General features: G+C 39.7%; 28 protein-coding genes. 11 read left to right on the top strand and 17 right to left on the bottom strand.

The window, feature by feature from the left end; genetic code table 11:
* Positions 1-8: 8 nt before the first annotated feature.
* From fabF to H3T44_RS07380, 8 genes are all read right to left on the bottom strand, one after another.
* Complete coding sequence (gene fabF / locus H3T44_RS07415) at positions 9-1,289, bottom strand: beta-ketoacyl-ACP synthase II (RefSeq protein ID WP_155568531.1); 1,281 nt, start codon at positions 1,287-1,289, stop codon at positions 9-11.
* Between the two features lie 48 nt (positions 1,290-1,337).
* Positions 1,338-1,580 carry an acyl carrier protein gene (locus H3T44_RS07410; RefSeq protein ID WP_110439039.1) on the bottom strand — a complete coding sequence of 81 codons (243 nt, stop codon included), beginning with the start codon at positions 1,578-1,580 and terminating at the stop codon, positions 1,338-1,340.
* Between the two features lie 191 nt (positions 1,581-1,771).
* Positions 1,772-2,515: a 3-oxoacyl-ACP reductase FabG gene (gene fabG, locus H3T44_RS07405; protein WP_155568532.1), complete on the bottom strand. Its 744-nt coding sequence runs from the start codon at positions 2,513-2,515 to the stop codon at positions 1,772-1,774.
* Between the two features lie 24 nt (positions 2,516-2,539).
* Positions 2,540-3,493: an ACP S-malonyltransferase gene (gene fabD, locus H3T44_RS07400; protein WP_232347560.1), complete on the bottom strand. Its 954-nt coding sequence runs from the start codon at positions 3,491-3,493 to the stop codon at positions 2,540-2,542.
* Positions 3,494-3,516: 23 nt separating this feature from the next.
* Positions 3,517-4,770 (bottom strand): bifunctional 2-polyprenyl-6-hydroxyphenol methylase/3-demethylubiquinol 3-O-methyltransferase UbiG, encoded by a 1,254-nt coding sequence (locus tag H3T44_RS07395; protein ID WP_122124067.1) that lies wholly within the window; start codon positions 4,768-4,770, stop codon positions 3,517-3,519.
* Entirely contained in the window at positions 4,770-5,531 is a 762-nt protein-coding gene (locus H3T44_RS07390; protein ID WP_198196766.1) for a glycine betaine ABC transporter substrate-binding protein, read from the bottom strand. The genes H3T44_RS07395 and H3T44_RS07390 overlap by 1 nt, the downstream gene beginning before the upstream one ends.
* Positions 5,532-5,565: 34 nt before the next feature.
* Positions 5,566-6,393, bottom strand: a complete 828-nt coding sequence (locus H3T44_RS07385) for an acyl-ACP desaturase (RefSeq protein ID WP_198196765.1) — start codon at positions 6,391-6,393, stop codon at positions 5,566-5,568.
* Between the two features lie 101 nt (positions 6,394-6,494).
* Positions 6,495-7,484: an enoyl-CoA hydratase/isomerase family protein gene (locus H3T44_RS07380; protein WP_198196764.1), complete on the bottom strand. Its 990-nt coding sequence runs from the start codon at positions 7,482-7,484 to the stop codon at positions 6,495-6,497.
* Between the two features lie 209 nt (positions 7,485-7,693).
* On the opposite strand from H3T44_RS07380, the gene bioB reads away from it, so the two are divergent.
* Positions 7,694-8,701 (top strand): biotin synthase BioB, encoded by a 1,008-nt coding sequence (gene bioB, locus H3T44_RS07375; protein WP_198196763.1) that lies wholly within the window; start codon positions 7,694-7,696, stop codon positions 8,699-8,701.
* Between the two features lie 50 nt (positions 8,702-8,751).
* Here the strand turns inward: bioB and H3T44_RS07370 are convergent, their stop codons facing one another.
* Positions 8,752-10,974, bottom strand: coding sequence for a cation-translocating P-type ATPase (locus H3T44_RS07370; RefSeq protein ID WP_198196762.1), 2,223 nt, complete (start codon positions 10,972-10,974; stop codon positions 8,752-8,754).
* 109 nt (positions 10,975-11,083) lie between these two features.
* Between H3T44_RS07370 and H3T44_RS07365 the strand changes: the two genes are divergently transcribed.
* Complete coding sequence (locus H3T44_RS07365) at positions 11,084-11,275, top strand: heavy-metal-associated domain-containing protein (RefSeq protein ID WP_155565989.1); 192 nt, start codon at positions 11,084-11,086, stop codon at positions 11,273-11,275.
* A 37-nt stretch (positions 11,276-11,312) separates the two neighbouring features.
* Here H3T44_RS07365 and H3T44_RS07360 read toward each other — a convergent pair whose 3' ends face one another.
* Genes H3T44_RS07360 through H3T44_RS07350 form a run of 3 tightly spaced genes read right to left on the bottom strand, consistent with a single transcriptional unit; the run spans position 11,313 to position 13,096 of the window.
* Entirely contained in the window at positions 11,313-11,945 is a 633-nt protein-coding gene (locus H3T44_RS07360; protein ID WP_155568540.1) for a phosphoribosylanthranilate isomerase, read from the bottom strand.
* A 4-nt stretch (positions 11,946-11,949) separates the two neighbouring features.
* Entirely contained in the window at positions 11,950-12,651 is a 702-nt protein-coding gene (pyrF, locus tag H3T44_RS07355; protein WP_198196761.1) for an orotidine-5'-phosphate decarboxylase, read from the bottom strand.
* A 52-nt stretch (positions 12,652-12,703) separates the two neighbouring features.
* Positions 12,704-13,096 (bottom strand): LapA family protein, encoded by a 393-nt coding sequence (locus H3T44_RS07350; protein WP_198196760.1) that lies wholly within the window; start codon positions 13,094-13,096, stop codon positions 12,704-12,706.
* 193 nt (positions 13,097-13,289) lie between these two features.
* On the opposite strand from H3T44_RS07350, the gene H3T44_RS07345 reads away from it, so the two are divergent.
* The 6 genes from H3T44_RS07345 to H3T44_RS07320 all read left to right on the top strand — a co-directional run bounded on the left by H3T44_RS07345 (position 13,290) and on the right by H3T44_RS07320 (position 17,866).
* Positions 13,290-13,589 (top strand): hypothetical protein, encoded by a 300-nt coding sequence (locus tag H3T44_RS07345; protein ID WP_122124076.1) that lies wholly within the window; start codon positions 13,290-13,292, stop codon positions 13,587-13,589.
* Between the two features lie 77 nt (positions 13,590-13,666).
* On the top strand, positions 13,667-14,170 hold the full coding sequence (locus H3T44_RS07340) for a protein-export chaperone SecB (RefSeq protein ID WP_198196759.1): 504 nt from the start codon (positions 13,667-13,669) through the stop codon (positions 14,168-14,170).
* A gap of 26 nt (positions 14,171-14,196) precedes the next feature.
* The gene (locus H3T44_RS07335; RefSeq protein WP_198196758.1) at positions 14,197-14,799 is read left to right on the top strand and encodes an NUDIX hydrolase; all 603 of its coding nucleotides are present in this window, start codon (positions 14,197-14,199) and stop codon (positions 14,797-14,799) included.
* A 67-nt stretch (positions 14,800-14,866) separates the two neighbouring features.
* Complete coding sequence (locus H3T44_RS07330; protein ID WP_110439054.1) at positions 14,867-16,177, top strand: dicarboxylate/amino acid:cation symporter; 1,311 nt, start codon at positions 14,867-14,869, stop codon at positions 16,175-16,177.
* A gap of 51 nt (positions 16,178-16,228) precedes the next feature.
* Entirely contained in the window at positions 16,229-17,098 is an 870-nt protein-coding gene (folD, locus tag H3T44_RS07325; RefSeq protein ID WP_198196757.1) for a bifunctional methylenetetrahydrofolate dehydrogenase/methenyltetrahydrofolate cyclohydrolase FolD, read from the top strand.
* Between the two features lie 174 nt (positions 17,099-17,272).
* Positions 17,273-17,866, top strand: a complete 594-nt coding sequence (locus H3T44_RS07320) for a hypothetical protein (protein WP_198196756.1) — start codon at positions 17,273-17,275, stop codon at positions 17,864-17,866.
* Positions 17,867-17,902: 36 nt separating this feature from the next.
* On the opposite strand, the gene H3T44_RS07315 is transcribed toward H3T44_RS07320, so the two are convergent.
* Entirely contained in the window at positions 17,903-18,406 is a 504-nt protein-coding gene (locus H3T44_RS07315) for a lytic transglycosylase domain-containing protein (protein ID WP_232342155.1), read from the bottom strand.
* A gap of 109 nt (positions 18,407-18,515) precedes the next feature.
* On the opposite strand from H3T44_RS07315, the gene H3T44_RS07310 reads away from it, so the two are divergent.
* Positions 18,516-19,262, top strand: a complete 747-nt coding sequence (locus H3T44_RS07310) for a methylenetetrahydrofolate reductase (RefSeq protein WP_110439058.1) — start codon at positions 18,516-18,518, stop codon at positions 19,260-19,262.
* Here H3T44_RS07310 and H3T44_RS07305 read toward each other — a convergent pair.
* Entirely contained in the window at positions 19,259-20,635 is a 1,377-nt protein-coding gene (locus tag H3T44_RS07305) for a dipeptidase (RefSeq protein ID WP_198196755.1), read from the bottom strand. The two genes, H3T44_RS07310 and H3T44_RS07305, sit on opposite strands and share 4 nt — an antisense overlap.
* Positions 20,636-20,698: 63 nt before the next feature.
* On the opposite strand from H3T44_RS07305, the gene H3T44_RS07300 reads away from it, so the two are divergent.
* Together H3T44_RS07300 and H3T44_RS07295 are read left to right on the top strand one after the other, a co-directional pair.
* On the top strand, positions 20,699-21,904 hold the full coding sequence (locus tag H3T44_RS07300) for an MFS transporter (RefSeq protein WP_198196754.1): 1,206 nt from the start codon (positions 20,699-20,701) through the stop codon (positions 21,902-21,904).
* Positions 21,905-21,928: 24 nt separating this feature from the next.
* Complete coding sequence (locus tag H3T44_RS07295) at positions 21,929-22,489, top strand: TIGR00730 family Rossman fold protein (RefSeq protein WP_122124083.1); 561 nt, start codon at positions 21,929-21,931, stop codon at positions 22,487-22,489.
* A gap of 64 nt (positions 22,490-22,553) precedes the next feature.
* Here the strand turns inward: H3T44_RS07295 and H3T44_RS07290 are convergent, their stop codons facing one another.
* The 3 genes from H3T44_RS07290 to hpnE form a co-directional block, all read right to left on the bottom strand.
* Positions 22,554-23,207, bottom strand: coding sequence for a hypothetical protein (locus H3T44_RS07290; RefSeq protein WP_198196753.1), 654 nt, complete (start codon positions 23,205-23,207; stop codon positions 22,554-22,556).
* On the bottom strand, positions 23,207-25,171 hold the full coding sequence (gene shc / locus H3T44_RS07285) for a squalene--hopene cyclase (RefSeq protein ID WP_198196752.1): 1,965 nt from the start codon (positions 25,169-25,171) through the stop codon (positions 23,207-23,209). Before shc ends, H3T44_RS07290 begins: the two co-directional genes overlap by 1 nt.
* Before the next feature lie 90 nt (positions 25,172-25,261).
* Complete coding sequence (gene hpnE / locus H3T44_RS07280) at positions 25,262-26,551, bottom strand: hydroxysqualene dehydroxylase HpnE (protein ID WP_198196751.1); 1,290 nt, start codon at positions 26,549-26,551, stop codon at positions 25,262-25,264.

Here is a 26,551-nt window from a genome sequence, read left to right as displayed (position 1 = left end):
GTAAATTTTCATATTCTTTTAAAAATCAGGCTCGCATTCGTGCCACCGAAACCGAAACTATTGGATAGGGCAGCATCAACTTTTCTTTGCTGGGCAGTATGAGCTATACGATCAATGACACTTTCCCTTGATGGATTATCAAGATTCAAAGTGGGAGGTACCTCATTATTACATATTGATAATAGAGAGAAGATCGCCTCAACCGCACCTGCTGCACCTAATAAATGACCAATAGCCGTTTTTGTTGAAGACATTGCCAAATGTTTGCTTGCATCCCCAAACAACCGCTCGACAGCTTCAAGTTCGAGATCATCCGCCATGGTTGATGTACCATGTGCATTAATATAATGGATATCTTCCAATGATAATCCTGAATGCTTAATGGCCGATGCCATTGCACGATAAGCACCTTCATGCCCTTCTGCTGGAGCAGTGATATGATACGCATCACCTGACATGCCATATCCAGCCACCTCACCATAAATTTTTGCGCCACGGGCTTTCGCATGTTCATATTCTTCTAACACAAGAACACCGGCACCTTCTCCCATAACAAATCCGTCACGATCCTTATCCCAGGTTCTTGACGCTTTTGTAGGTGTATCATTGAACCCCGTGGATAATGCTCTGGCAGAACAGAACCCTGCAATACCCAATTCACATACAGCCGCTTCCGCTCCTCCGGCAATCATTACATCAGCATCGCCAAGCGCAATCAAACGGCTTGCATCTCCAATAGCATGCACTCCTGTTGCACAGGCTGTCACTACCGCATGATTGGGCCCTTTAAAGCCATATTTGATGGAAACATATCCTGAAACCAAATTAATCAAGGCAGATGGAATAAAGAACGGAGAAACTTTTCGAGCCTGACCTTCATTAACCTTGATTGAGGTTTCATAAATGGTTTGCAGCCCACCAATTCCTGAACCAATCATGACACCGGTAGCCATTTGATCCGCTTCATTTTTGGGTGTCCAGCCAGAATCCTCCACTGCCTGAATAGCCGCCACTAAACCCAATTGAATAAAACGGTCCATTTTCTTTAAATCTTTAACGGGGATCCATTCAGACAGGTTTAACCTGCCCTCTCCCTTTGAACCTTCAGGAACTTCCCCGGCAATACGTGCAGCAACACGTGAAGCATCAAAACTTTTGATTTTATCAATGCCGCTTTCGCTTGCAACAAGTCTTTTCCAAACATTATCGATACCAATTCCAAGAGGGCTTACAATCCCCATTCCAGTAACAACTACCCTGCGGTGTGGCCATGAACTTGTACTCGTCATTAAATTATCCTGTAAGTTTTATGAATCGATAATGTTATAGACTTTTAATTAAGATGCTTGTTTCTGTTTTTCAATATAATCGATAGCATCCTTGACTGTTGCAATCTTTTCTGCGGCATCCTCAGGAATTTCCACATTAAAAGCCTCTTCAAAAGCCATAACAAGTTCAACTGTATCCAAGCTGTCCGCACCCAAGTCATCAATAAAGGAAGCTTCAGGCGTTACCTTTGATTCTTCAACACCAAGATGTTCAACAACAATTTTTTTTACTTTGTCAGCAATTTCACTCATTATATTCGTCCTTTTACAGCTATAAAGCTTACATGTTTATACTATATTACCAAAGTTCCAAAGAATTTTTAGAACTTTATACGATTTTATCACAACGGTATTGGGGAAATATCACATTTCCCCCAAATAACCAAGCAAAAGCAATATTATAATTTTATAAAATGTTCAAATGGTTCACAAAGCAAGGATCTTTACACCATATACATGCCACCGTTAACATGCAAACATGTTCCAGTAACCCAATCTGTCTCTTCAGAAGCCAGATAGACAGCTGCGGATGCAACATCCTCCACCTGTCCCATTCTATTTCTTGGAATTCTTTGTAATAATCTAGATTGTTGCTCTTCTGATAATACGGCAGTCATTGGTGTTTCAATAAAACCGGGGGCAATAACATTAACGGTAACGCCTTTTTTCGCCACTTCTAACGCCAGACTTTTACTCATAGCGATTAATCCGCCTTTTGCAGCTGAATAATTGGCCTGACCAACATTACCAATAAACCCAATGATCGAAGCGATATTGATAATGCGTCCTGAACGCCGGCGAACCATTCCCTTTAACGCAATCTGACATAATTGGAAGGGCACAGACAAATCCACATCCAGAACCTCGGACCATTCCGATTCCTTCATTCGGATTGAAAGATTGTCCCGCGTTAATCCGGCACTATTAACCAGGATATCGACAGGTGCATTTGCCTGCCTCTCTGCATTCGGGATAAGCGCTTTTAAAGATTCCTGATCCTTGAGGTTGGCTGTTTGAACAAATGCGTTCTGTTCACCCAACTCTTTTTGAACCTCTCTTAAAACGTTTTCCCTGGTTCCCGACAAAACAACCTTTGCCCCTTGCTGAACAAATGCCTTGGCAATCGCTTGACCAATTCCACCCGAGGCACCAGTAACCAACGCTACCTTATTATCTAGTCTGAACATAATCTTCATAATCCTTGTGTTCTTTTAAAAAGCAGAAAGAATTTTTGCAAATTCTTCAAGATCTGCAGGTGTATCAACAGAACAAACCTTGCTATCCCGTGCAGTACGCTGCATGATTTTAGACAAAACCTTACCTGCACCAACTTCAACAAAAAAATCAACTTCCTGATCAATCATATATCGCATAGTTTCTGCCCATCTTACAGAACCTGTTATTTGTCTAACCAATGAATCCCTGACAAAAGAAGAATTTTCATAAGGGCAGGCGGTTATATTTGCGATAACAGGAAAATTAAATGGTTTGGGATTTGTTTTAGCCAAGGCATCCCGCATTTCCCGGGCAGCGGGTTCCATTAACGGACTATGAAATGGTGCTGACACAGGCAATTTAACAACTCTACGGATACCAGCTTCCTTGGCTATGGCTATAATCCGTTCAATCGCGTCCATATGACCAGAAACCACAACCTGAGATGCACCATTATCATTGGCAACTACAGCAACCGAATTTCCCTGCGTGGCCTGTTTACATAAATCCTGAACCTGTCCAATCGTGACGCCTATAAGTGCAGCCATTGCTCCCTGACCAACCGGTACCGCATTTTGCATTGCACTGCCGCGCGTCCGTAACAAATTGACAGTTGTAACAAAATCAAACACATTGGCAGCACAAAGAGCAGAATATTCACCCAAGGAATGTCCTGCTGCCATTGAAACCAGATGATTGGCATCAATATTAAATTCTTTTTCCAAAACCCTGATTACGGCCATAGAATGTGTCATTAATGCAGGTTGTGTATTTTGCGTTAAAGTCAACGCTTCCACAGGCCCCTCCATCATAATTTTGGATAATGGCTGCTTTAACGTTTCATCCAGCGCTTCATAGACTTCTCTGGCAATTGGAAATGCTTCAGCCAATGCCTTACCCATACCAACATATTGGCTTCCCTGACCGGGGAATAAAAATGCACATTTCATAATAATGATTCCAATAAAATAAATTAAACGGCAGATCTTACAAAAAGCTGGTTAATACTTCGTAAAATTTCAAAAGTCTGCTTCCACAAAGGTAAAATACGGTGTTCCTCAATACCCCGTTTTTTGACAATCTCAATTATTTCTCCAACCGAACGGCGATTGTCAACAAGTCCCAAAAACCCGCGTGCCTGTGCAGGTAAAGGAAGCATAATCGTCAACATTCCAAAAGAATAAGGAAGCAGATTGGATGGTAAAATCTGATTGGCAAGTATTTCTCCAGGCGTTTCCCGCATAAAAGGAATTGAATCAGAGGCACATGGATCAGCAAATTGTATATTATCTTCCGCGCGACGCACATACACAACATGCGTTGACATATTCCCAGCCAAAGATTCAGCCAGACTAGCCTGTGTTCTTATATCAAACTGCCTGAATTTTTCTCTGATCTTTGGATCTGTTATTAAATAAGCAGGATCATAACGCGCAGGCTCCACCAAACAGTTTACCGCCAACTCATTTTTATCCAACAGATCCCATAATTCAGCAATTTTATAGGATCGGTCACGCGGGTTTAATAAAAGATCATACAGACCAGCGTCACCTCCAGTTAAATGATCACCAAAATTTCCATTAAATCTGAGCCAGGCAGTCGATGGAAGATGCTTCATGATTCTTTTTGCAACATCCAAACGCTTTACTGGTGGATCTGACAAAGAGGTCAGTTTGGATAATGCTTCCTGCACCATATAAACGCCAGTACGACCATAGGGAGCATAAACCATCAATCCCATCCCGCCGCCAGGATTTAGTTGTTCCCTTAATATTTGCAGGGCAGCAGCAGGATCAGGCAAATGATGCAAAACACCACAACAATCAATATAATCAAACAACCCGAGATTTAAATCTGGTAATTCAAGAATTGAACCCTGAACATAACGGATATTACTCAATTTCCGTGTAGCTGCCCGTTCTTTAACAATTTTCAAAACTGCCTCGGCCCGATCCAAACAGATCACTTCACCAGAACGTTGGTGTCGTGCCATTTGTTGAGCCACCATGATTGCTGCATCACCGGTTCCACAACCAGCAATCAAAATCCTTAATGGTTGCGTATAAGAACGATATCCTCCAAATACCCAATAATCAATTTCATTCAAATGGCTTGGACTGCCTATTAATAAGCGTTTGGTTTCATCCTTTGGATTGCGTTCGGGATACGGATAGGCCTCATATTGCCTTGCCAACCCCAAATCTTGCTGATCATTTTTATGGGCCATTATGCTCTTACAACCAATTTACCACGCTGCCAAGCTTCTGCCGCCTCATCGGCACTCATCCCCTGATTGCGTATTGCATTTTCCATGAACTGAACAATCTGATTACCCAACATCATTTCCTCAAGCTCATCAATCAAGTCACCCCCAAATCGCTGAATCCAATTGGGGTTTAATAGCATGGCCGCTTTTTGTTTCCGTATAAAAATATTCTCGGATTCCCTCAGACGATAAAAATTTCCTGAATCCGTGAACAATGCCGGTTCATAAAGCATCATTAACTCGGGTTCTTGTGAGTGGATTATTTCCTGATAATGAGTCAACGTCTCTTCATCTGCAATAGGTTTCAATTGATAACCAGCCTCGATCAAACCATATTCTTTCATGATTTTATTCGCGAAAACCTGCAAAGTTTCACAAACCGTGATTTCACGATGAAGAAATGAAGCTGTTATAAGTTGACCAATAGAACCTATATGTTCTTGAAACTTTTTTGGCAAAGCAAAAGAGATAGAGGGTTGATAAAGATTTCCAATCACCTTGAAATTCGGATTGGATTGAATGATATCGGCATGAATATCAGGCAACCATACACTTACAAACAAATCAATTTTCCCAGCAGTCAGCTCCTGAATCAAATCCTTACATTCACCGGTAATTAATTCTATATCCGTTATTCCATGGGCCTCTAACACACGTGTTATAACCGCTGCTGTTGCTTCATGTATCAAATTATCAAAAAAACCAAGCTTTAAAGAATCCATCCCTGTTAATGTCCCACTCTTGTTCAGAAAATTGTTATATTATAGATAAAACTTGTTTGGTATAGGCTTTCTGTTGTTTATTAATAATCATTAGTATCAATTTAGACAAATATCTTTGCCATTTTTCTGAAGGCATCCACCCAATAACCTTACAAACCATATTAACCACCCTGACAATATGATGGATTTTATATAATGACATGGCCTTTTCCATATAAAGGGCTATACATCGTTTATGATTATATGGCATTCCATGGGGCTCATTGGTGGCATGAAAGGCCGAGGCAAGCTCATCATCCTGACTTTCAATTATACGACCCAAGGCAATCCTGGCTCGTTGCAACCTGGAGAGCTTTTGAGATTTCAAATATAATTTAGCATAATCATAAAACAATTTATAATGACGATATTCATCTCCAGCAATCCGTCTGCATATCTCCTTCAGGACAGGTTCCTTTACATAATCTGCCAAGGCACTGTAATAAGATGAAGTGCCAACCTCAACCATAGCCCGGGCGATAAATTCTCCCGCCTGTGATCCACGGATTGAGTGATCCGTCTTTAAGTCAATTTTATAAAAATTTCTGAAACGCTTATAACTTTCCTGATAATCCCAAGCAGGATCAGCCATCATGGCCCATCGTCCCAATGTTTCACCATGTTGCACCTCTTCATCTTCCCATTTCCTGAAAAGCTTTGTCAATTCAGGATCATGACCAAATATATTTGTCAAATAAACCGTATAGTCTACACTATTTCGTTCAACAACAGCAGCTGTTTTTATCAAAGGAACAATATCAGCATCTATTAATGAAGGGTCAAATTTATCCCAGTTAACCTGTTCAATATCCCAATGTTTCATAGTGCCACGCTTTCCTTATCAATTTTATTTTTAATTAAGAAATTATAAAACAACTATAGTAAACCGTAGTATGAGAAAATGACTAGATATTTTTATTAAATTCAATAGTCAAAACAGGAATTAATCTCGGACTCTGAAATTGGCACCTGATTCCATTTTGGGTTATGATCCTTGTCAATAACTGCAGCCCTCACCCCTTCTAAAAAATCGGCCCGTTGGATAAGATGGTTTATCACACATTCATCACGCTTAATAACAGATTCCAAATTATATAATTTACGATGCCATGCCTGAAACGCAACTCTTAAAGAAAAAGGACAGGCCTTTAAAATAGAGAATAAATCTTTTCTTGACCATTCATACACGCTCCCCATTAATCTTTCGATTATCATATCAACTGAAGAGGCATCATACACTCGTTTTATTTGTCCCAGAAATCCATGATCAATTCGGTTTTCTTTTTTGTAAGGAGCCAAAACTTGCTTTATATTATTACTTTCCAATTCTGATAACACGGTTTCCAATTCAAACGAATAAATAAAATAATCAGCAAAACCAAGCTGAATCGCTTCCTCTGCATTTAAACGCTGCCCGGTAAGCATAGCTCTCAACCCCGTAAAACCTGGAGCTTTTTGAAAAATTAAACTTGTTCCTGCATCCGGTGCAATCCCTATCATGACTTCTGGCATTGCCAAAATTGAACATTCAGTAACAATACGATATGGAACATATGACCCCAGACCAATCCCACCCCCCATCGCAATTCCATCCATCAAGGAAATTATCGGTTTTTCATAATGGGCAACAAAACATGCAAGCTGATAATTATGCTGGAAAACACTTAATGCTTTTTTATAATTTCCCTCTCGTACAAAATTGGCAATCTGGCGAATATCACCACCTGCACAAAAAGCTTTTTTTTGACTACTTTTAATTAATACAGCATGAATGGAAGGGTCATCTTGCCATTTTTTTAAAATTGTTATTATTTGTCTCTGAAATAAATCATTAATTGCATTCAGAGCTTTGAAACGGTTTAATATTAAAATTCCTATCCCTTTTTGTTTCTGTGTAATAATCCATTCATCCATTTAAGATCTCTTATGTCACTTTTAGTTACGATCCTTACACATGAATATAATCAGGAATTATACGACCCAAAAATCACTTATCCTTGTTCAAAACCCTTTTTTATCCCATTTTTCCATATATATATTCATATAATTTTACAACAATATACGATATATAATGATTTTGATTTCATAATCATATATCTAATTTATTCATCAAGGATTTATGAATGTCACATAAGCAAGGCCATAAACTAGCGACAGAATATCATTTTCCAATTCGTCACGACTGGACCAAGGAGGAAATCGCTTCTTTGTTTCAGCTCCCGTTGCCCGAGCTTATTTACCAAGCACAAACTGCCCACCGATTAAATTTCGATCCAACACAAATTCAGGTTTCAACCTTGCTCTCGATCAAAAGTGGAGGATGTCCCGAAGACTGTGCTTATTGTCCACAAAGTGCAAAACATGAAGAAAAAATTAAGGCAGACCGTCTTATGTCCGTTGAAAAAGTGCTTGAAAAAGCACGCGCTGCCAAAGCGGAAGGTGCGACACGTTTTTGTATGGGTGCCGCCTGGCGTTCCCCGAAAGATCACGATCTCGAGACCGTTTGTGCCATGATAGAAGGCATTAAAAATCTTGGGCTGGAAACATGCGTAACCTTAGGAATGCTTAATCTGGAACAAACTGAAAAACTTAAAAACGCTGGACTGGATTATTATAATCATAATCTTGATACTTCTGAAGAACATTATGAAAAGATCATCTCAACCCGTACATACCAGGATCGTCTGGATACCCTCGCTTTTGTTCGTGATGCCGGTATCAAAGTATGTTGTGGAGGTATTCTCGGAATGAATGAGGATGAAACAGACCGTGTCAGCATGATTGCAACCCTTGCCAATTTACCCAGACATCCGGAAAGCGTGCCTATCAATATGCTTATCCGCGTCAAAGGAACACCTTTATGCAATGCAGACCCCATAGATCCTATTGATTTTATTCGTACAATTGCTGTCGCCCGAATCACGATGCCTAAAAGCTATGTCCGATTGGCAGCCGGCAGAACGGAGATGAGTAATGAAATGCAGACCTTGTGCTATCTGGCTGGAGTCAATTCTATTTTTCTGGGTGAACGTTTGCTAACCTGTCCCAATCCAGAAAAAAGCAGTGATTTGACCTTATTCAACAAATTAGGACTGCAAATTGCCAACCAGCAAAACCGGGCCATATCCTAAATTAACAACACTATTATAAGAATTAAGATTTTGAATTTTGGAGATCTTATCTAGACTCTTGCTTTCCAGCGTAATAACCTTAAAGCGTTCATAACAACACATACGCTACTTAAAGCCATGGCGCCCCCTGCAATAGCCGGATTTAAAAATCCGAGCATTGCCAAAGGAATACCGATAATATTATAGATAAACGCCCAAAACAACCCTTCCTTGATACGCTGATGAGTTCTTTTGGCAATGTCCAACGTATCAGCGACCAATTCAGGATTATTCCGCATCAATACGATCCCAGCCACCTCGGCCGCCACATCCGTCCCCTCGCCCATTGCAATGGCAAGATCCGCCTCTGCCAAGGCCGGAGCATCATTTATTCCATCTCCAACCATGGCAATTGACTGATGATCGATACCCTTTGAACCATGTTTCTTGATAAACTGTTGTTTATCTTCTGGTGTCAGATTCGCTTTAACGTCATCTATTCTCAATATATTACCAATTTTTTTGGCGACAGCTTCATTATCCCCCGTCAACATAATTGATTGGATTGAATGCTCTTTCAATCGTCGAACCGCCTCTACCGAACCAGACCGTACATGATCCTCAAAAGCTACAATACCCAATAAACGATAGGAATCTTGCATCTTCTCAAGAAGCCAGGATAAAGTTGATGATCGAATTTCTGACGGCACATCAGGAATTTTACACCCATGCGATTCAACCATCTGCTGATTGCCCAATAAGAAAACCCGTTCTTTTATCTTTCCCATGACACCACGTCCCTGTTCTTTTATAACCCGGAATTCTTCTGGTTGTTTCAAAGAAATAGTATAAGAGGAGGCTTCAGATAGCAGTGCCTTTGCCAAGGGATGTTCGCTTGATAAAGACAAACTGGCTGCATGATAGAGAATTTCTTTTTTTGAAAAATCGGATAAAGAAACAATTGAAACGACTGACAGTTTTCCTTCTGTTAAGGTTCCTGTTTTATCAAATGCCACCTTTTTGACATGCACCGCTCTCTCTAAAGTTTCAGCATCACGAATTAAAATACCAGAACGAGCTGCTGCCCCGCATCCAGTGGCTAAAGCTGTCGGCGTTGCCAAACCCAATGCACAAGGACAGGCAATCACCAATACGGCAGCGGCATGCATTAACCCTATTACAAAAAGACCGTTTATCAACCACCAACCCAGAAAGGTTAATAATGCCAGAATAATAACAACAGGTACAAAAATACTGCTTATCCGATCCACCATTTTTTGGATTGGCGCCTTGGAGGCTTGTGCATTTTCAACCAATTGGATAATAGCGGACAATCTTGTCTGTCTCCCGGTTTTTTCAACCTTAATTGATAAACGCCCATTATCATTTAATGAACCACCAGTAACTTTATCCCCAATTTTTTTCTCGATTGGCAGGCTTTCCCCAGTCAGCATCGACTCATCAACCGCACTTTCACCCTGTATGACCACACCATCACAAGGAATTGTTTCACCTGGACGAACAACAACCTGATCACCAACCATTAATTGATCGAGGGGAACTGATATTTCTTTGTCATCAACCAGTTTACAAGCTGTATCAGGACGCAGAGCCTGTAATGCCCTAATTGAATCAGCGGCTTTATATCTTGCCCGCTTTTCCAACCAGTGCCCCAGTAAAATAAAGGTTATAATCAATGAGGCGCTTTCATAATAAAGATCAGGCTCAACCTTGCAATAACCCAACAACCATGAAAGCAATAAACATGTGCTCAGAATCCAGGCGGTACCTGAACCAAGTATCACCAGCAAATCCATATTTCCATTTCCTGATTTTACCGCACGATAAGCAGCAATATAAAATGGTTTTCCTAACCAGAATTGCACAGGAGTTGCCAATAAAAACTGAACCCAGCCTGGAAGCATCCAATGATGGTTGAAACTGCCAGCAATCATTGAACCCAATAATGGTGCGGAAAATAAGGCCGCGATAATCCAATGATATAAATCCCTTTCATCACGATCCCCATTCAGGTTGATAGCTGCATGACCAGGATCAAGCCATTCCGCATGATAACCAGCCTTTGTGACAGCCGTCTCAATCTCAGCAATTAAATTTTGTTGTTGGATAGCTGGTTTTGGAATGACCCTGGCCTGTTCCAATGTCAGATTCACATTGACATCTTCAACTCCTGCAACACGCTTAATGACTTTCTCAACACGTCTGACACAAGATGCACATGTCATTCCACGAATTACAAAATCAATTCCTTTATTTTCCAATGCTGCAGACATAATCGACCAATCCTACACTTTATCGGTATGCAAATAAGAATTAGTATAAAATATAAAACATGCTATAATAATTAACTTTCATAGTCATTAACTAAATAGGATTTTCATCATGAAAATATATCATGTCGAAGGAATGACATGTCAACATTGTGTCCACGCTGTAAAAGAAGCTGTTGAAGCCCTTCCAGATGTTCAGGAGGCCAATGTCGACTTGAAAACCGGAACATTAAAAATCACCGGTTCTGTCAATGAGAATGAACTCAAAAAAGCGATTGAAGAGGAAGGATACACCCTTTCTTGAAATAATCCCATAATGGGCATTTCAGGTTCAATAATAATTATTCGCAATTATATTCTTGTCTGGCATTTTTTACAAAATGTTGAATTAGGATTGGATCCTTTTTCCCCGGTTCAGATTCAACCCCTGATGAGATATCAATTGCCTCTGTACCTGACTGCTGAATGGCTTCTTGCACATTATCGGGTGTTAATCCACCTGCCAGCAACCATGGCTTTGCCGGGTTCCAGTTTTTAGTAAGGGACCAATCAAACTTGCGTCCATTACCGCCTGGTCTTGTATCCGATTCATAAAATGGCGCCTCAATCACCATTCCATCAACCTGGCAAGGTTCAAGCAAATCATAACGCGTTTTAACGCCCCTTGCCAACCAAACTGGCAGACCGATTTCCTCTCGAATAGTTTCCGCCTGCTTGTCAGAACAATAAAGTTGCAGAACATCCAGCCGAACCTTGTCAAGAATTCTTCTTATATCATCTAATTTTGGCCTAACAAACAAACCAACCCTTAACAGACCTTCCTTACCATAATCAGGTAACTGTCTTGCTTGGGTAACAGATAAAAAACGCGGAGACGCTGGATAAAAAACCAATCCCACCCAATTGACCCGTAATTTTAACAATAAATCACAAGTCGCCGTTTCTCTTACACCACATATCTTGATAGAAACCATAAAATTAATCTTGTAACTGACAAATGATTTCCCCAGCCGCCTGTTGTGGATTAGCTGACTGTGTTATTGGCCGACCCACTACAATCCAATTTGCACCCGCCTTATGTGCCAACGCGGGTGTCATGATTCGTTTTTGATCGTCTGTTTTGGCATTTTCCAACCTTATTCCCGGTACCACTAATACAACTTTATCTTCATAAAACTTACGCAGAGTTGCAACTTCCTCGGGTGAACAAACAAGACCATCGACACCAGCGTCCAAAGCCATTCCTGCCAGTTTCATTACTTGTTCAATAGGTGTCGTATGAAGATTTACACTATTTAAATTCTCCTGATCCATACTGGTCAGAACCGTAACCCCAAGTAATAACGGTTTCTGATTTTCAGGAAAATTGACATCTATTGCCTTACGTGCGGCTTTAATCATATCTTTTCCGCCCAACGTATGAATAGTCAACATGGCTGGTTTTACAGAAACCAAACTGGCAATTGCAGATGCAACGGTATTGGGAATATCATGCAGTTTCAGATCAAGAAAAACTTGCCGACCCCTAGCCAGTTTCCTGACCGCATCAAATCCGCAAGCGTAGGTAAACTCCATACCTATTTTAATCATTTGCCCTGTTAAATCAGCAATTTGAGCCCATTGCTCAGCCAAATCATAATCTTTTGTGTCAATCGCAAGAATCAAGCCGGTTTTTGTCATTATATTTCTTAAGTGATCTATCAATTATTTATTATAATATGGGGAAATAAATCTATTCTTCTGAATTCTGTTGCGAAGGTTCAACCTCGGCAGAGGAAAAGGCAGACGTTGCTGTTGGAACTGGGGTCCCATTCTGTCCTGTTCCCTGCTGCGTTGTATTCTGTTGAGTCAGGGCTATATACTGGGCCCGCAATTCATTTAACTGTGTTTCCAAATCACGTATTTTCTGTTCTGCCTTTCTGGCTCTTTTCCATTGACTGACCAAGGAGGTGAAAACTGTTAAAGCTCCTATTGCAAAAGAAATGATTCCAGCCAGCAATACAATCATTCCGACAGAACTTTGCCAATTAGCAGAAAAGAAATTCATTGGCACAGGCGTCATATTTAACAAGAAAAAGATAATTAAAAGTACCAGGAATGGTACAACGATAATTAATCGCAACACGATATGATCTCCCTAACCCAACCATAATCAAACATTATGAATATGACCAGTATATAATACACAAACCCTTACATAAATAAGGAATTTTAATCCAGATAAAAAAAACATTTAAAATAATAATTTAAAAAAAACAAAAAATAACCATATAGTTATAAAAAGATAAATCGTTTTTTCTTATATAAATCAAAAAGCTATGCATGAAGTTGTTTCATTTAAAAAAATAAAGAACAAAATATGGGCCAACATTTTTTATATCGGAAACAAACGATACATCGCTAATATTTATCATTCTTATGAAAAAGCATATCAGGATTGCGAATGGCGGAAACAGGAAATTACTGCCTACAGACATTTACTAATCAATCATGAACAACCCGTACCACAATATTTGACAATCCCGATTCACCAATCAGAGATTCCAAAAAATTGGCAACCTTTGCCTGTATTCGGTTTTTTGCTTTCCTCAAAAAAACTTTCAAAAAAAACAATTTGATTTTATAAACAGGTCTTTCGATTCAATTTATTAATAATTTTATACCTATAAATATTTAATTTAAAAGAGAATGCTCAATGTCTAATAAACAACATGAAGAAAAAACGTTTTTTTTACCTATCATCCCAGTTAAGGATTTAGTCACCAACATTGAATATATTCGAGAATTAAACGTAAAAATTTTTAATACACCCAAAGTTTTTCTTAAGGTATCTCCAAAATCCGACATTACCGTAACCGTTAATGTCAATGCCCAGCAAATTGAAAAGGATTACCCCCAATTCGAAATTATCGTTATCCTAAATTGTACCAGCCAAAAACAACTTGAAGATGATGATAGACCAACTTCTATTTTTGAAATTGACTTGCAATATGGTGCAGTTGTGACTCTTCCCACTTTAAAGGCTGCCAATATAGAAGAATTGTTGATGATACATGCTCCAGAATTATTATTTCCAGAAATTCGCAATATCATCCTGAATATAAGCCGCACATCCAATCTACCTTCTATTCTTTTGCAACCCATTGATTTCGCAGAATTATGGAAAGAAAAAAAATCCACCCTGAAAAACAAAGATTAAGAAACCCTACAAAAATGGATACAACAATGCCCCAAAAACTAGACACGGACAAAAAAATTATTGGTCAAGTAGATCCAGGCGGGATTGTTCCGGAATCATCACGTATTGCCTATGAAAACCGTTGGCTAAAAATCCGTGAGGATATCATACGCTATCCTAATGGGTTAAAAGGCATGTTTGGTGTTGTAGAACGAAACGAATTCGCTGTTATTTTACCACTGCATATTAATAATGAGGGAATTAAAATAGTCACCCTTATTCGACAATACCGATATCCTGTGGGTAAATTTATGTGGGAACTGCCGATGGGAATGTGGGAATTAAAACCAGATGCCACCCCCGAGATGGTTGCTGCCGGAGAACTGGAAGAAGAAACAGGTTTGCGTGCCGCCAATATGGTACATGGAGGTATATTATATCAGGGGGCAGGCTATTCAACCCAAAAAGGTCACGTTTTCCTTGCCACTGATTTAACACAACATTCCCCGAAACGCGAAGAGACAGAACTGCATATGACCTGTCATACAATCCCGTTAACTCAATTTGAGGAAATGATTCAAAACGGACAAATAACTTGTATGGTCACAATCGCTGCATTCTGTTTGTTACGTAGTAAAAAATTAGTTTGACTCTCTCTTCCTTCGTTACCTAAAAAAGATTTAATCGTGTAATTTATGACTTGAGGAAATATAAAGTATGGCAGAAACCCAGCTCCAATATAATAACCCTTCTACATCACGTACCCTTGTCAAACATGCGGTTACAATTGGTTCCACCATGATCTTGGGACTTGTTTTTGGGTTGATCTGTCATGCTTTTGGAGATGTTATTATCTATAAGTCAGCAAATGGCTCAATAACGTTATCAAATTTTATTCTGACCTTGTCTGAATTAATTGTCAATTTGTTTTTGCGCCTGATAAAGATGATCGTGGCACCTCTGGTTCTGGCTACGCTCATTGCCGGGATTGGGAACGTTCAAGATACTAAAACCATAAAAACCATCGGGATCAAGGTTATTTTTTGGTTTATCGGTGCCTCTATCGTTTCCTTGGGTGTTGGAATGCTTGCCGCCAATATCATCCAGCCAGGCAAGAATTTTACGCATAATTTACCACCTGTCTCTGAGTCTCATGCAATTTATCATTTTGACCTTATTAAATTTACACTTCATATCGTTCCTGATAGTGTCATTGACGCAATGGCTCATAACGATATGTTACAGTTGGTAGTTTTCGCTGTCTTTTTCGGTTTGTCTTTAGCCGCTTTACCTGACAAACAATGTCAACTGGTAAGAGATGTAACAGATGGTGTAGGCAAAGTTATGCTGAAAGTCACCGATATGGTCATGATTATTGTACCATTGGTTGTCTTTGCTTCACTTCTTTCAATAGCAACCCGTAATGGATTACATGTAATTGAAAGCTATGGACTGTTTTTGATCGAGTTTTATGCTGTCATTCTCGTCATGTTCATTATTTTGATCGGAACTGGTTATTTCATGATGGGAAAAAAAGTGTTTAAACTTCTTCCATTCATAGCCGAACCTGTAATGGTGGGATTTGCAACCGCCAGTAGTGAGTCTGCCTTTCCAAGATTACTTGAACAGCTTGAAAAATTCGGTGTTCCACCCAAAATATCTAGCTTTGTCGTTCCTTTAGGCTATAGCTTTAACCTTTGTGGAACCATGATGTTCATTTCATTTGCCGCCATTTTCATCGCACAAGCCTATGGTATTCATATGCCCATTGAAAAACAAATCATGATGCTCCTGGTCATGATGATCAGCAGTAAAGGCATCGCAGGAGTTCCACGCGCCTCAATGGTAATGCTCGCCGCTGTCATGCCAGGTTTTGGAATACCCGAAGCTGGACTGCTATTAATTGTCGGAATTGATCAGTTTCTTGATATGGCAAGAACTGCAACAAGTGTTTTGGGTAATGGAATTATTGCAGCAATCGCCAATGAATGGGACATCAGGGCAAACAATACAAAAGAAACAATATGATTTTATCTTTCCCCAAAACCAGTTGAATATAATAAAGGTCACTGATATCTTATGAAAACGCAATTAATTGATGGCAAAGGCTTTGCCGCAAACATGACCCAGAAAATAGCTCTGGAAGTCAAGCAGCTGCAGCAGGAAAAAAATGTAACCCCTGGTCTTGCCGTCATTTTGGTCGGCAATGACCCTGCCAGCGAGGTATATGTCAGAAACAAGACAAAACAGACACACAGGGTGGGAATGCGTTCGTTTATGCATCTTCTTCCTGAAACAACCACACAAGAAGAAATCCTGAATCTAATTGCAAGATTGAATAAAGACCCTGATATTCATGGAATTCTCGTACAACTACCTCTTCCAAAAGGGTTGAATGCAGACACCATTATTCAGGCAATCACCCCTCATAAAGATGTTGACGGCTTGACAGCCTATAATACAGGAAAACTTGCGCTCGGACATAAAGACGGATTTATACCCTGCACCCCACTTGGATGTCTAATGTTATTGCAAAAAGAACTTTCCAGTTTGAAAGGATTACATGCAGTCATTATTGGAGCGTCAAACTTGATGGGCAAACCCATGGCACAACTTTTATTACAAGAAGGTTGCACTGTAACTATTGCCCACATTCATACACGCAATCCTGAAAAACTTGCCCGTCAAGCAGACATTCTTATTGTTGCGACTGGTTGCAGTGAGCTCGTTAAAGGATCATGGATCAGTGAAGGTACGACTATTATAGATGTCGGCATTAACCGTATCACGACAAAAGATAACAAGACCAAACTGATAGGTGATGTCGCTTTTGAAGAGGTTTTGGGTAAAGCTGCAAAAATTACACCTGTCCCTGGTGGTGTCGGTCCTGTCACTATTGCCTGTTTGTTGCATAATACATTACAAGCAGCAAGAAATACGATAAAATAATTTACACCAGAACTATTTCTTATTATAATTATTGCAATAATATAACAATAATTTCTTAAACCGCTTGATTAATATTAATAACTAAATCATTTAAAAGCGGTTTACAATTTATTAGATTGTTTTCTATAAACGAAACTAAAACTTGCTAATATAATATTTAAGTGAACAATTAAAATGACTGAAATTGATTTTCCCTCTTTACTGTTTGATTCAGCCTGGTATTTAAAAACCTATCCAGATATTGCAGCCGCCAATGCAGATCCTGTTGAACATTATCTGTTTTTCGGATTTCGAGAGGGACGAAATCCTAACCGTTTTTTTAATACCACCTTTTATCTGAATACCTATCCTGATGTTGCCGCAAGCACTATTAACCCTTTTATCCATTATATAATGTATGGTGCCGCGGAAGGGAGATTGCCCAGGGCTTCTGATCAACCACCTATACCTTCTACAACGGTAAGCACGGAATTATCAACCGGGACCGATATTCCGTATATGGTTGCCACCGAACCCAACCCACAATCTAAATCTGAAATTAATTTAAGTTTTAAAATTAGTGATTCAGAACCTCCCCAGCAATTGCAAGATAAAAAAACCGCATCCTATGATAAATTAACCTTGAATGCCGTATCTGAGATTAAAACAAAATTACCAAACAAGAAAACGACTGTAAAACCAAAAAACTCATCGGTAGCATCCTCTCGAAAACGAAGTCCGAGAGTCAAAACTCAACGCGTAGCACATGGTAATAGTATAAGCAGATAGGCTGATTTTTGTATAAATTCAAAACTAGATAAATAATCAGTTTCTAACGGTTTTCTTTTTAAATTTTCTTCTTTTTTTTACATTCATTAAACGATGCTGATAAGGAGAGAGATATTTTCCAGCTTTTTTTCTCCTTATTGAAAAATTATTGTTCAAATAAGAGGCTTGAATGATTTGAAACTGATAATGATTGTTTAGATCAGGTGTATGAGAATGATAATTGCCAATCGCCTGCATTAAATCTCCATTTGTCTCTGCAAGATACAATTTAAGAATCGCCCCCGCCACGGCTATATTATAACAATTATCCTGTTTTAATCGTTGATAGATGACTTGACCAGTTTCATGCGTTGTTTCCATCAATGGAACAATCCAACGTGTATTGATCTGCATTACCCCCAAATCCTGCGTGCCATTCTTGTTATTGGAGACAAGATTAGGAGCCCCACCCTCCACACGTTGTATTGCCGGTAAAACAGAGGAAGGCAAATGATGAAACGCAGCAACCATCATCATACATTTTAAATATGTCGCAACCATCTAACTAAATTAACTTTATTCTATTTTATTTTTATATTAACAGTTTAAACATTAAAGAAATTGAATCTATTATTTCAAATCCACTTATTTTCATTACAAGGAATTCGTTATGACACGAATCTCGGTAGAGTTAATTCCTAGAGATAGAAATCATATCATTAGTGACATGAAACAAGTCAAGGAATGTTTTCCAATTGCCGACAGCATCAATATTCCAGATCTCATGCGTTTTTCTTTAAGAAGCTGGAACGCTTTTCAGATTACCTCTTCATATTATACACGTTCCATTCCTCATATAAGAGCAATTGATATAAATCCCGACCTTCCATTGCCCGGACATGATATCAATAATTTACAAGAAATTCTGGTTATTCAGGGAGACCCTCCCTCCGATTTCAACAAACATACATATCCCAATTCAACTGAAAGCATTTTAAGACGATATCGAAGGGAACTCCCGCATCTGAAATTGTATGCTGCCTTTGACCCATACCGTCGTTCTCCCAAGGAAGAACTTGAACATGTCCTGTCAAAAAAAGAAGCGGGAGCCAGTGGTTTTTTTACACAACCCATTTTTGATGAGAAAATGCTTGAACTCTGTATGGATTGGTTACACAACAAAACCGTTTTTTGGGGTTTGTCACCTGTCATTGGACCAAAATCGAAATCATATTGGGAAATTACCAACAAAGTTGTCTTTCCACATAATTTTGAAACAAGTTTACAGGCCAACATTGATTTTGCAAAAAAAGCCTTACAAATGATCAAAAAAACAAACCAAAATGCTTATTTAATGCCTTTACGCGTCAAATTAACCACCTATCTATCACCATTACAGGAAATTTTTCAAAACTAGTCTCCCAACGCATATAAAATTCGAATCCAAGATCGTATCCCCTTATGAAATGAACGAAGATTATATTTTTCATTCGGGGAATGAATGCAATCATCAGCATTTGCAAACCCGATTAAAAAAGATTCTATTCCGAATTCACGCTGTAAATCATTAACCACAGGTATGGCGCCTCCACTGCCAATAATGACTGTTTTATGAAGCCATTCATCTTCGAGGGCTTGACTAATTTTACTTAAATTCTTTCCTTCAAGGGAAACCATACTTGCATTTGAAACACCATGAGAAACAAATTCAACTTTACAATCTTCGGGTATTCTCGATTTTACAAACTGCCGAAAATTTTTCCGAATTTGAATTGGATCCTGTTCCCCAACCAAGCGAAAAGAAATTTTGGCTGAAGCCTGAGCTGGAATAACCGTTTTAAACCCATGTCCTTCATATCCCCCCGTAATTCCATTGATTTCACACGAAGGACGACACCATGTCTGTTCAACGGCATTGAATCCAATCTCACCCGCCGGATATTGCAAACCGATTGGATGAAGCAGTTCACTATCGGTTTTACCAATTTCCTGCCATTTTTGACGAATCGTTTCAGCAATTTCAGGCACCCCTTCATAAAAATTTGGAATGGTGACCCTTCCTGTATTATCACGTAATGCTGCAATAATTTCAGCCAAAACCTGAATAGGGTTTTGAGCGGCATTTCCGTATAATCCCGAATGCAAATCCCGATTAGCCGCGTAAACGGTAACCTCTTCCCCAACCAAGCCACGAACCATGGCAGTGATTGCTGGCACATCCGGAGTAGCCATATCCGTATCACAAATAAAAGCAATATCAGGATGCAAGATTTCTTTCTGTTGCGCTAAAAAGGTAGGTAAATGTTCACCTCCACTTTCCTCTTCACCCTCCAAGATAAAGGTGATATTCAATGGAAATTGCTTGTCTTTCACATAAATCGCTCGACAGGCTTCCAGGAAAGTAAGAATTTGACCTTTGTCATCTGATGATCCACGCCCATGAATAACCTCTTTTCCTGTTGCGTCGGTTCGGATACAAGGTTCAAAAGGTGGTATTTCCCATAATTCCAGTGGATCGACAGGTTGTACATCATAATGTCCATAAAATAAAACATGCGGGGCTTCCTTTATTTCAGGAGAATTTGCCATGACGATTGGATGTCCCCCAGTTTCACAAATCTGCACATCCAAATCCATATTACGCAAGTAATCATGTAACCACTGTGCTGCCTTTCGACAGTCTTGGTTATAGCTTGGAATAGCTGAAATACTTGGAATGCGTAAAAATTCGAATAAACGATCAAGAGATTCTGTTATCCTATGATCAACATTGCAAAGAATTGATTGCAAAATAAACTCCTATTATTATAAAATTTTATTTTAAAGAGATACTTTTTTATTTAATAACCAATAATGATTTTATCCTATCTAAAACCAAAACCCATTACATTAAAGATTCTTGCCGCAGCCATTTTTAATCTTGTATGTTTCATAAATATCGGTATGCCTTTGGCTACAATACCTGTATTTGTTCACAGACAACTCGGATATAATAGTATAATTGCCGGAATTGCTGTTTCCGCAGCCTATCTTGCCACCTTTATAAGTCGCCCGGGGGCAGGTCAATGGCTGGATACCAAAGGAGCCAAAAGTGCAGTCATTATAGGTTTGGGAATTAGTGCATGCGGGGGACTTTTAACAATTTTGGCTTTATTGTTTATCCATCAACCTCTTATGGCATTAATAATCATCCTTCTAGGCCGCTTTTGCATGGGTATTTCAGAAAGCTGGGCATCAACAGGTGTTAATGTCTGGAATATCGGCAGAGTAGGAATTGAAAACGCAACCCATGTCATATCATGGAATGGCGTAACCACTTATGGCGGCATGGCTATTGGTGCCCCCTTAGGGGTTTATCTTGCTTCACAACCCATCGGTTTTATTGGAGGGTTATCTGGATTTTCTATTCTTACTGTCATTCTGGCTTCAGCATCAATGCTTCTAGCATCAACCTATCCAGCCATCATTCCCGTTCCAACCGCTAGACGTTTACCTTTTACCAAGGTTTTCAAACGAATTTCAGCTTACGGCTGCTGTCTTGGTTTATCAACTATCGGATTTGGCAGTATTCAAACTTTCATTGCCTTATATTTTATTAGCAACCACTGGACAGGATCTGCCATTGCCTTGACAATTTTTGGCGTTTCCTTTGTCATGATCCGATTTATTTTCAAAAATTCACTTTTAAAATATGGTGGTTATATTGTCTCTATCATCTCCCTAATTACAGAAACCGTTGGTCTTCTTCTGCTTGCCACACAAACCTCAATAATTGGTGCATATATCGGAGCGGCCTTGACAGGATGTGGTTTTTCACTCATCTATCCAGCCTTGGGTGTTATTGCCATATCAAAAGTCAGTAGTGAAAATAAAGGGGCGGCCCTTGCCTCATTTTCTTTATTTCTGGATATGGCCCTTTTTATTTCCGGTCCCCTACTGGGTCTAATCCAAAGTCATCTTGGATATGATTATCTTTATTTGTCAGCCAGTTTTTTTGCTTTTTGTAGTGTTCTGTTAACCTATGGGCTATATTATCAGAATAAAACAGCCTCTATTTAACGATGATATATTAAAGAAAATTTCATGACTCATTACAATTACTCAATTACCGTTTTCTGCGGTTCAAAATGCGGAAACAAATCCATCTACATTCAGGCGGCAAAAGAATTGGCAAGCCATTTTGTTCACAATCAATTACGACTTGTCTTTGGCGGTGGCAGTGTGGGTTTGATGGGAATAATATCAAATACCATGATTGACCTTGGTGGATCCGTCAAAGGTATTATCCCGCAATTCCTTATCAAAAAAGAGGGACAACATTCTCGTGTAAATGATTTAACCGTTACCGAAGATATGCATTCCAGAAAAAAGATTCTTTATGACGAAGGAGATGCCTATCTGATTATGCCTGGAAGTATCGGGACTTTTGACGAATTCTTTGAAATACTTACTTGGCGCTATCTAAAGCTCCATAATAAACCGATCATCATTGTAAATGTCGATAATTGGGCTAGGGGCATTCATGATCAATTAAACAATACCATCGAACAGGGATTTGCTGATAAGTCCCTGTTGAAACTCTTTGAAGTTGTTCCTGATGTACCTTCAGCAATAGAATCTTTGAAAAAACAGATGAAATTCTAGAAAATAAATATTCCTGTTACCATAAAATTCTGTAACAGGGATTTCACATATTATACAATATTTTCTAATGAAAATTGGCAAGATACCGTTTTAAATGCCAGTATGCTCGAGCCATATCCATACCCACGCCAAACAAATCCTTAATCTGGAATGGACAGGTTAACAGACTTCCGGCAATCCTGGAAAAATTCAACTTACCATCCTGTGTCAAGACTGAAGAAACAAGAGGTGGAAGATTCCGACTTGCCGCATCACATACAACACGTAAAACAGCAAACGGAATATGTTTCTCCTGAGCAAACTGCGCAACCAGACCACTTTCCATATCAACTGCCAAACAGGCCGAATCTTTAAAAAGCCTTTCTTTTTTTTGGGCAGAGGTTACAATTTCATTGCTATGCAATAAACTTCCGAGCTTAACTTCTGATTTTTCCGCCCCCAACCAGCTCCTTAATTCGGCATCCGCATGATATTCCCTATTCTCGGCAACTACACTATGCGGCAATAATATTGTACCTGCCTTAATAACGGGATCCAAACCGGCAGCAAATCCAAAAGATACGATTGAATCAATTTTTTCCACCGACAATCGCTCAAGGGCCTTTTTTGCACCCAGATAGGTCGCCCCGCTCGTTTCAACAGCAGCGGGAGCTAAAGTTGAGGTTAATCTCGCCTCAAAATCCATTCCAACCAAAATGCCAAGGCGGTTGTATATCATTAAAACCCAACCTCGACTTTTCCACTGTTACTCGCTTGAAGATTGCGAAAACGTGATAAGGCCAATAAAGGAAAAAACTGTTTATATCCATGATAACGAAGATAAAACACTTTTGGAAACCCCACGGCATTATAGGGGTTTTCTTCCCAGTGACCATTTTCTTTCTGGACGCTCAACAGCCAGGCCATTCCTTTTTGCACCGCTGGGTGTTTGACTTGTCCCGCTGCCATTAATCCGAGTAATGCCCAGGCAGTCTGAGAAGGCATGCCTTGATTATAAACGCCTTTTGGCGCATCCTCATAGGAGGCTTCATCTTCACCCCATCCTCCCTCTGGTCTCTGTACATAAAGTAACCATTTAACCGCACGTTTTACCATTGGATCTTCATGAGAAACTCCAGCTGCATTTAAGGCGCATAAAACCGACCATGTTCCATAAATATAATTCGTTCCCCAACGCCCGAACCAGCAACCTGCATCTTCCTGTTCAGAACGTAAATATTGAATTGCCTTATCGATTACCGCTTTATCTTCGGGATAATTAAGCTGTGCCAGGAAAGAAACACAACGCGCCGTTACATCAGCCGTAGGAGGATCCAGCAACGCGCCATGATCAGCAAAAGGGATATGATTCAGGATCATTTTATTATTGTCGATATCAAAGGCCCCCCAACCACCATTCGAGCTCTGCATGCCAATTATCCACTGACGGGCACGTTCAATTGATTCGGCATGATCCGGATCACCATCACGATGTAGCAACATACCGACAACAGCCGTATCATCAACATCTGGATAATAATCATTTCTATATTGAAATGCCCATCCTCCAGGAGCTGTTTCGGGAGAATTAATAATCCAGTCTCCCTTTACATCCAAAATCTGGCGATCTTTCAGCCATTTCAAACTTTTCGCCAATTTTTGTGAAGTTACCTCTCGATCCACTGCTCGATTATGACTTATGGTTTCAATTACGGCATGTCCAGTCAAGGCAGTATCCCAAATAGGTGAAACACAAGGTTGACAATAGGCTTCTGTATCCGTCTCAATCAATAATTTTTTCACAGAACGCCAGGCAATCGCAGCGCGTGGATCATCATCGGCAATTCCCAACGCATGATATGCCATCACAGAATTTGCCATGGCTGGGTAAATTGCTCCCAGCCCGTCTTCTCCATTCAATCGTTCATCAACGAATTCCAATGCTTTCTGAATGGATTTTTTTCGTAAAACAGATGGAATATATTTTTCAGCAGGTCTTACAACTTTATCCAGTCCTTTAAAGACATGTCCCCAATAAGACCGGAACGGACCCTTAATCCAATCGCTGACCTGATCAGGCGGAGTTACAAACAATTCCTGAATATGAATACTACGAGGATTAATCGCCTTGGGTTTCAAAGCGGCCAGAATCAATAAAGGAACAACAACTGTTCTGGACCAATATGACATATTCCAAATGGAAAACAATGCTTTCTTGGGCATCAGCATCAATTCAATCGGCATTGCAGGAGTGGCATGCCATGGAACCTCACCAAACAACGCCATTTGAATACGTGTGAAAACATTGGTTCTTTCCGCACCGCCATGCGCAAGAATGGCCTCTCTGGCACGTTTCATATGGGGTGCATCAATATCATCCCCAATAGCCTTTAAAGCAAAATAAGCCTTTACGGAAGCCGAAAGATCAAATTTTCCTTGATAATAAAGAGGCCATCCACCATGATCCCCTTGGATACGGCGCAAGTAAACGCCAATTTTATTTTCCAAATCCCGGTCTATACGATTCAGAAAATGTTCCAACAATACATATTCAGCAGGGATAGTTGCATCCGCCTCCAGTTCAAATACCCAATGTCCATCTTCATTCTGATGTTCAGTTAATACATGCTGTGCTCGAGAAATTGCAGCGTCCAAATCGTCATTATCTATTCCCTTTCCCAAATCACCAGTATGATCTAGCATAATTGAATATTTCCTTATTTTATTATAAATAAACCATTACTATTTGAATTTTGATAAAAAATCTAACCTTAATTATCCCGAGTTTATAAGCTATAAAATCGCCTGAGCCGCCTTATATCCCGAACGGATAGCCCCCTCAATTGTTGAGGGAAGACCTGTAGCGGTCCAGTCTCCTGCCAAAAACAGGTTTGAACATATCGTATAACAGGAAGGACGACGTTTATTTTGTTCTATCGTTGCGGCAAAACTGGCCCTTTTTTCCCACAACAGACGATAGGACGGCACGTATTCAGGCAAAGGGGAAAAAAGGAAAGGTTCAAGAGTTTTCCTGATTTCCTGCCAAATTAATTTTGATAAATTTTCAGGATCGGACCCCGTAAAACGATTGGCGGCACTTACAGTTACCGAAATCACCCCGTCTTTAACAAAAATCCATTCACTAATTCCACCAATAACACCGATGAACCTTGCCTTTTCGACACTCCCCTTCATTTGCAAGGCAAAATCAACTTTATAATGAAGATTCAATATACTTTCAAATTCATCTGGCAAGGGAATGTCAGGTAAAATTGGAGATAAAACCTGTCTTGCCGTATAAGGATTAACCGCAAGAATAACCTGGTCCTCTGAATTAAGTTCTATTTTTTCATTATTCACGGTAAAATAATCAATATATCCGTCTTTCCGATGCAATTCAGAAAGACGGGATGTCGCATGAACTTTGCCCCCTTGCAATTTTATCAGAGATAAAGCCGGTTTTACAAAGGTTTCTGACAATCCCTCCCTTGGGAAATAGGGAACACAGGCCTTTCCTCCCTTTAGCAAAGACTGACGCACAACAGAACCCAGCAAAATTGCGCTACCAACCTCACAAGAAGTATTCAAAACAGAAATGGCAAACGGTTTCAGAAGACGACGGGAAAATTCACCATTTACCAAACAATCGGCAACAGTTTGACTATGATTGGCCTTAATTAAATGCCACAAAGCCATCAATTCGGGAAATTTAAAACCTGGAACCCGACGGTTTTTACTAAATAGCCACCAAGGGAATCTTCCATTTGATAAACTAACATCCCAATGTTTGTTTTCATCAAGATCAAAAAAGGGAAATAGGGGAATTCCTGAACTGGTCAGACTATTCATGGAATCTATTTTGTTCAAATAATCAAAAACGGCATCATTTCCAGAAAGAATTAAATGATTACCGTTATCGATCAAACGATTCAATTTTGAATCATAAAAAGAACGGGCCCGCCCACCAAATGTTGGACTTCCTTCATAAAGCGCGATTTGCGCATCTGTCCTTGAAGATAAAAAGACAGCGGCAGACAAGCCAGCCAGCCCCCCACCAATAATATGAATATGTTTCTTTGCCAT

It is taken from the genome of Commensalibacter sp. M0355, assembly GCF_016101365.1.
Taxonomy (GTDB): domain Bacteria; phylum Pseudomonadota; class Alphaproteobacteria; order Acetobacterales; family Acetobacteraceae; genus Commensalibacter; species Commensalibacter melissae.
The sequence above is the reverse complement of the archived record's forward strand: the minus strand, read 5'-3'. Positions and strand labels throughout refer to the sequence as shown.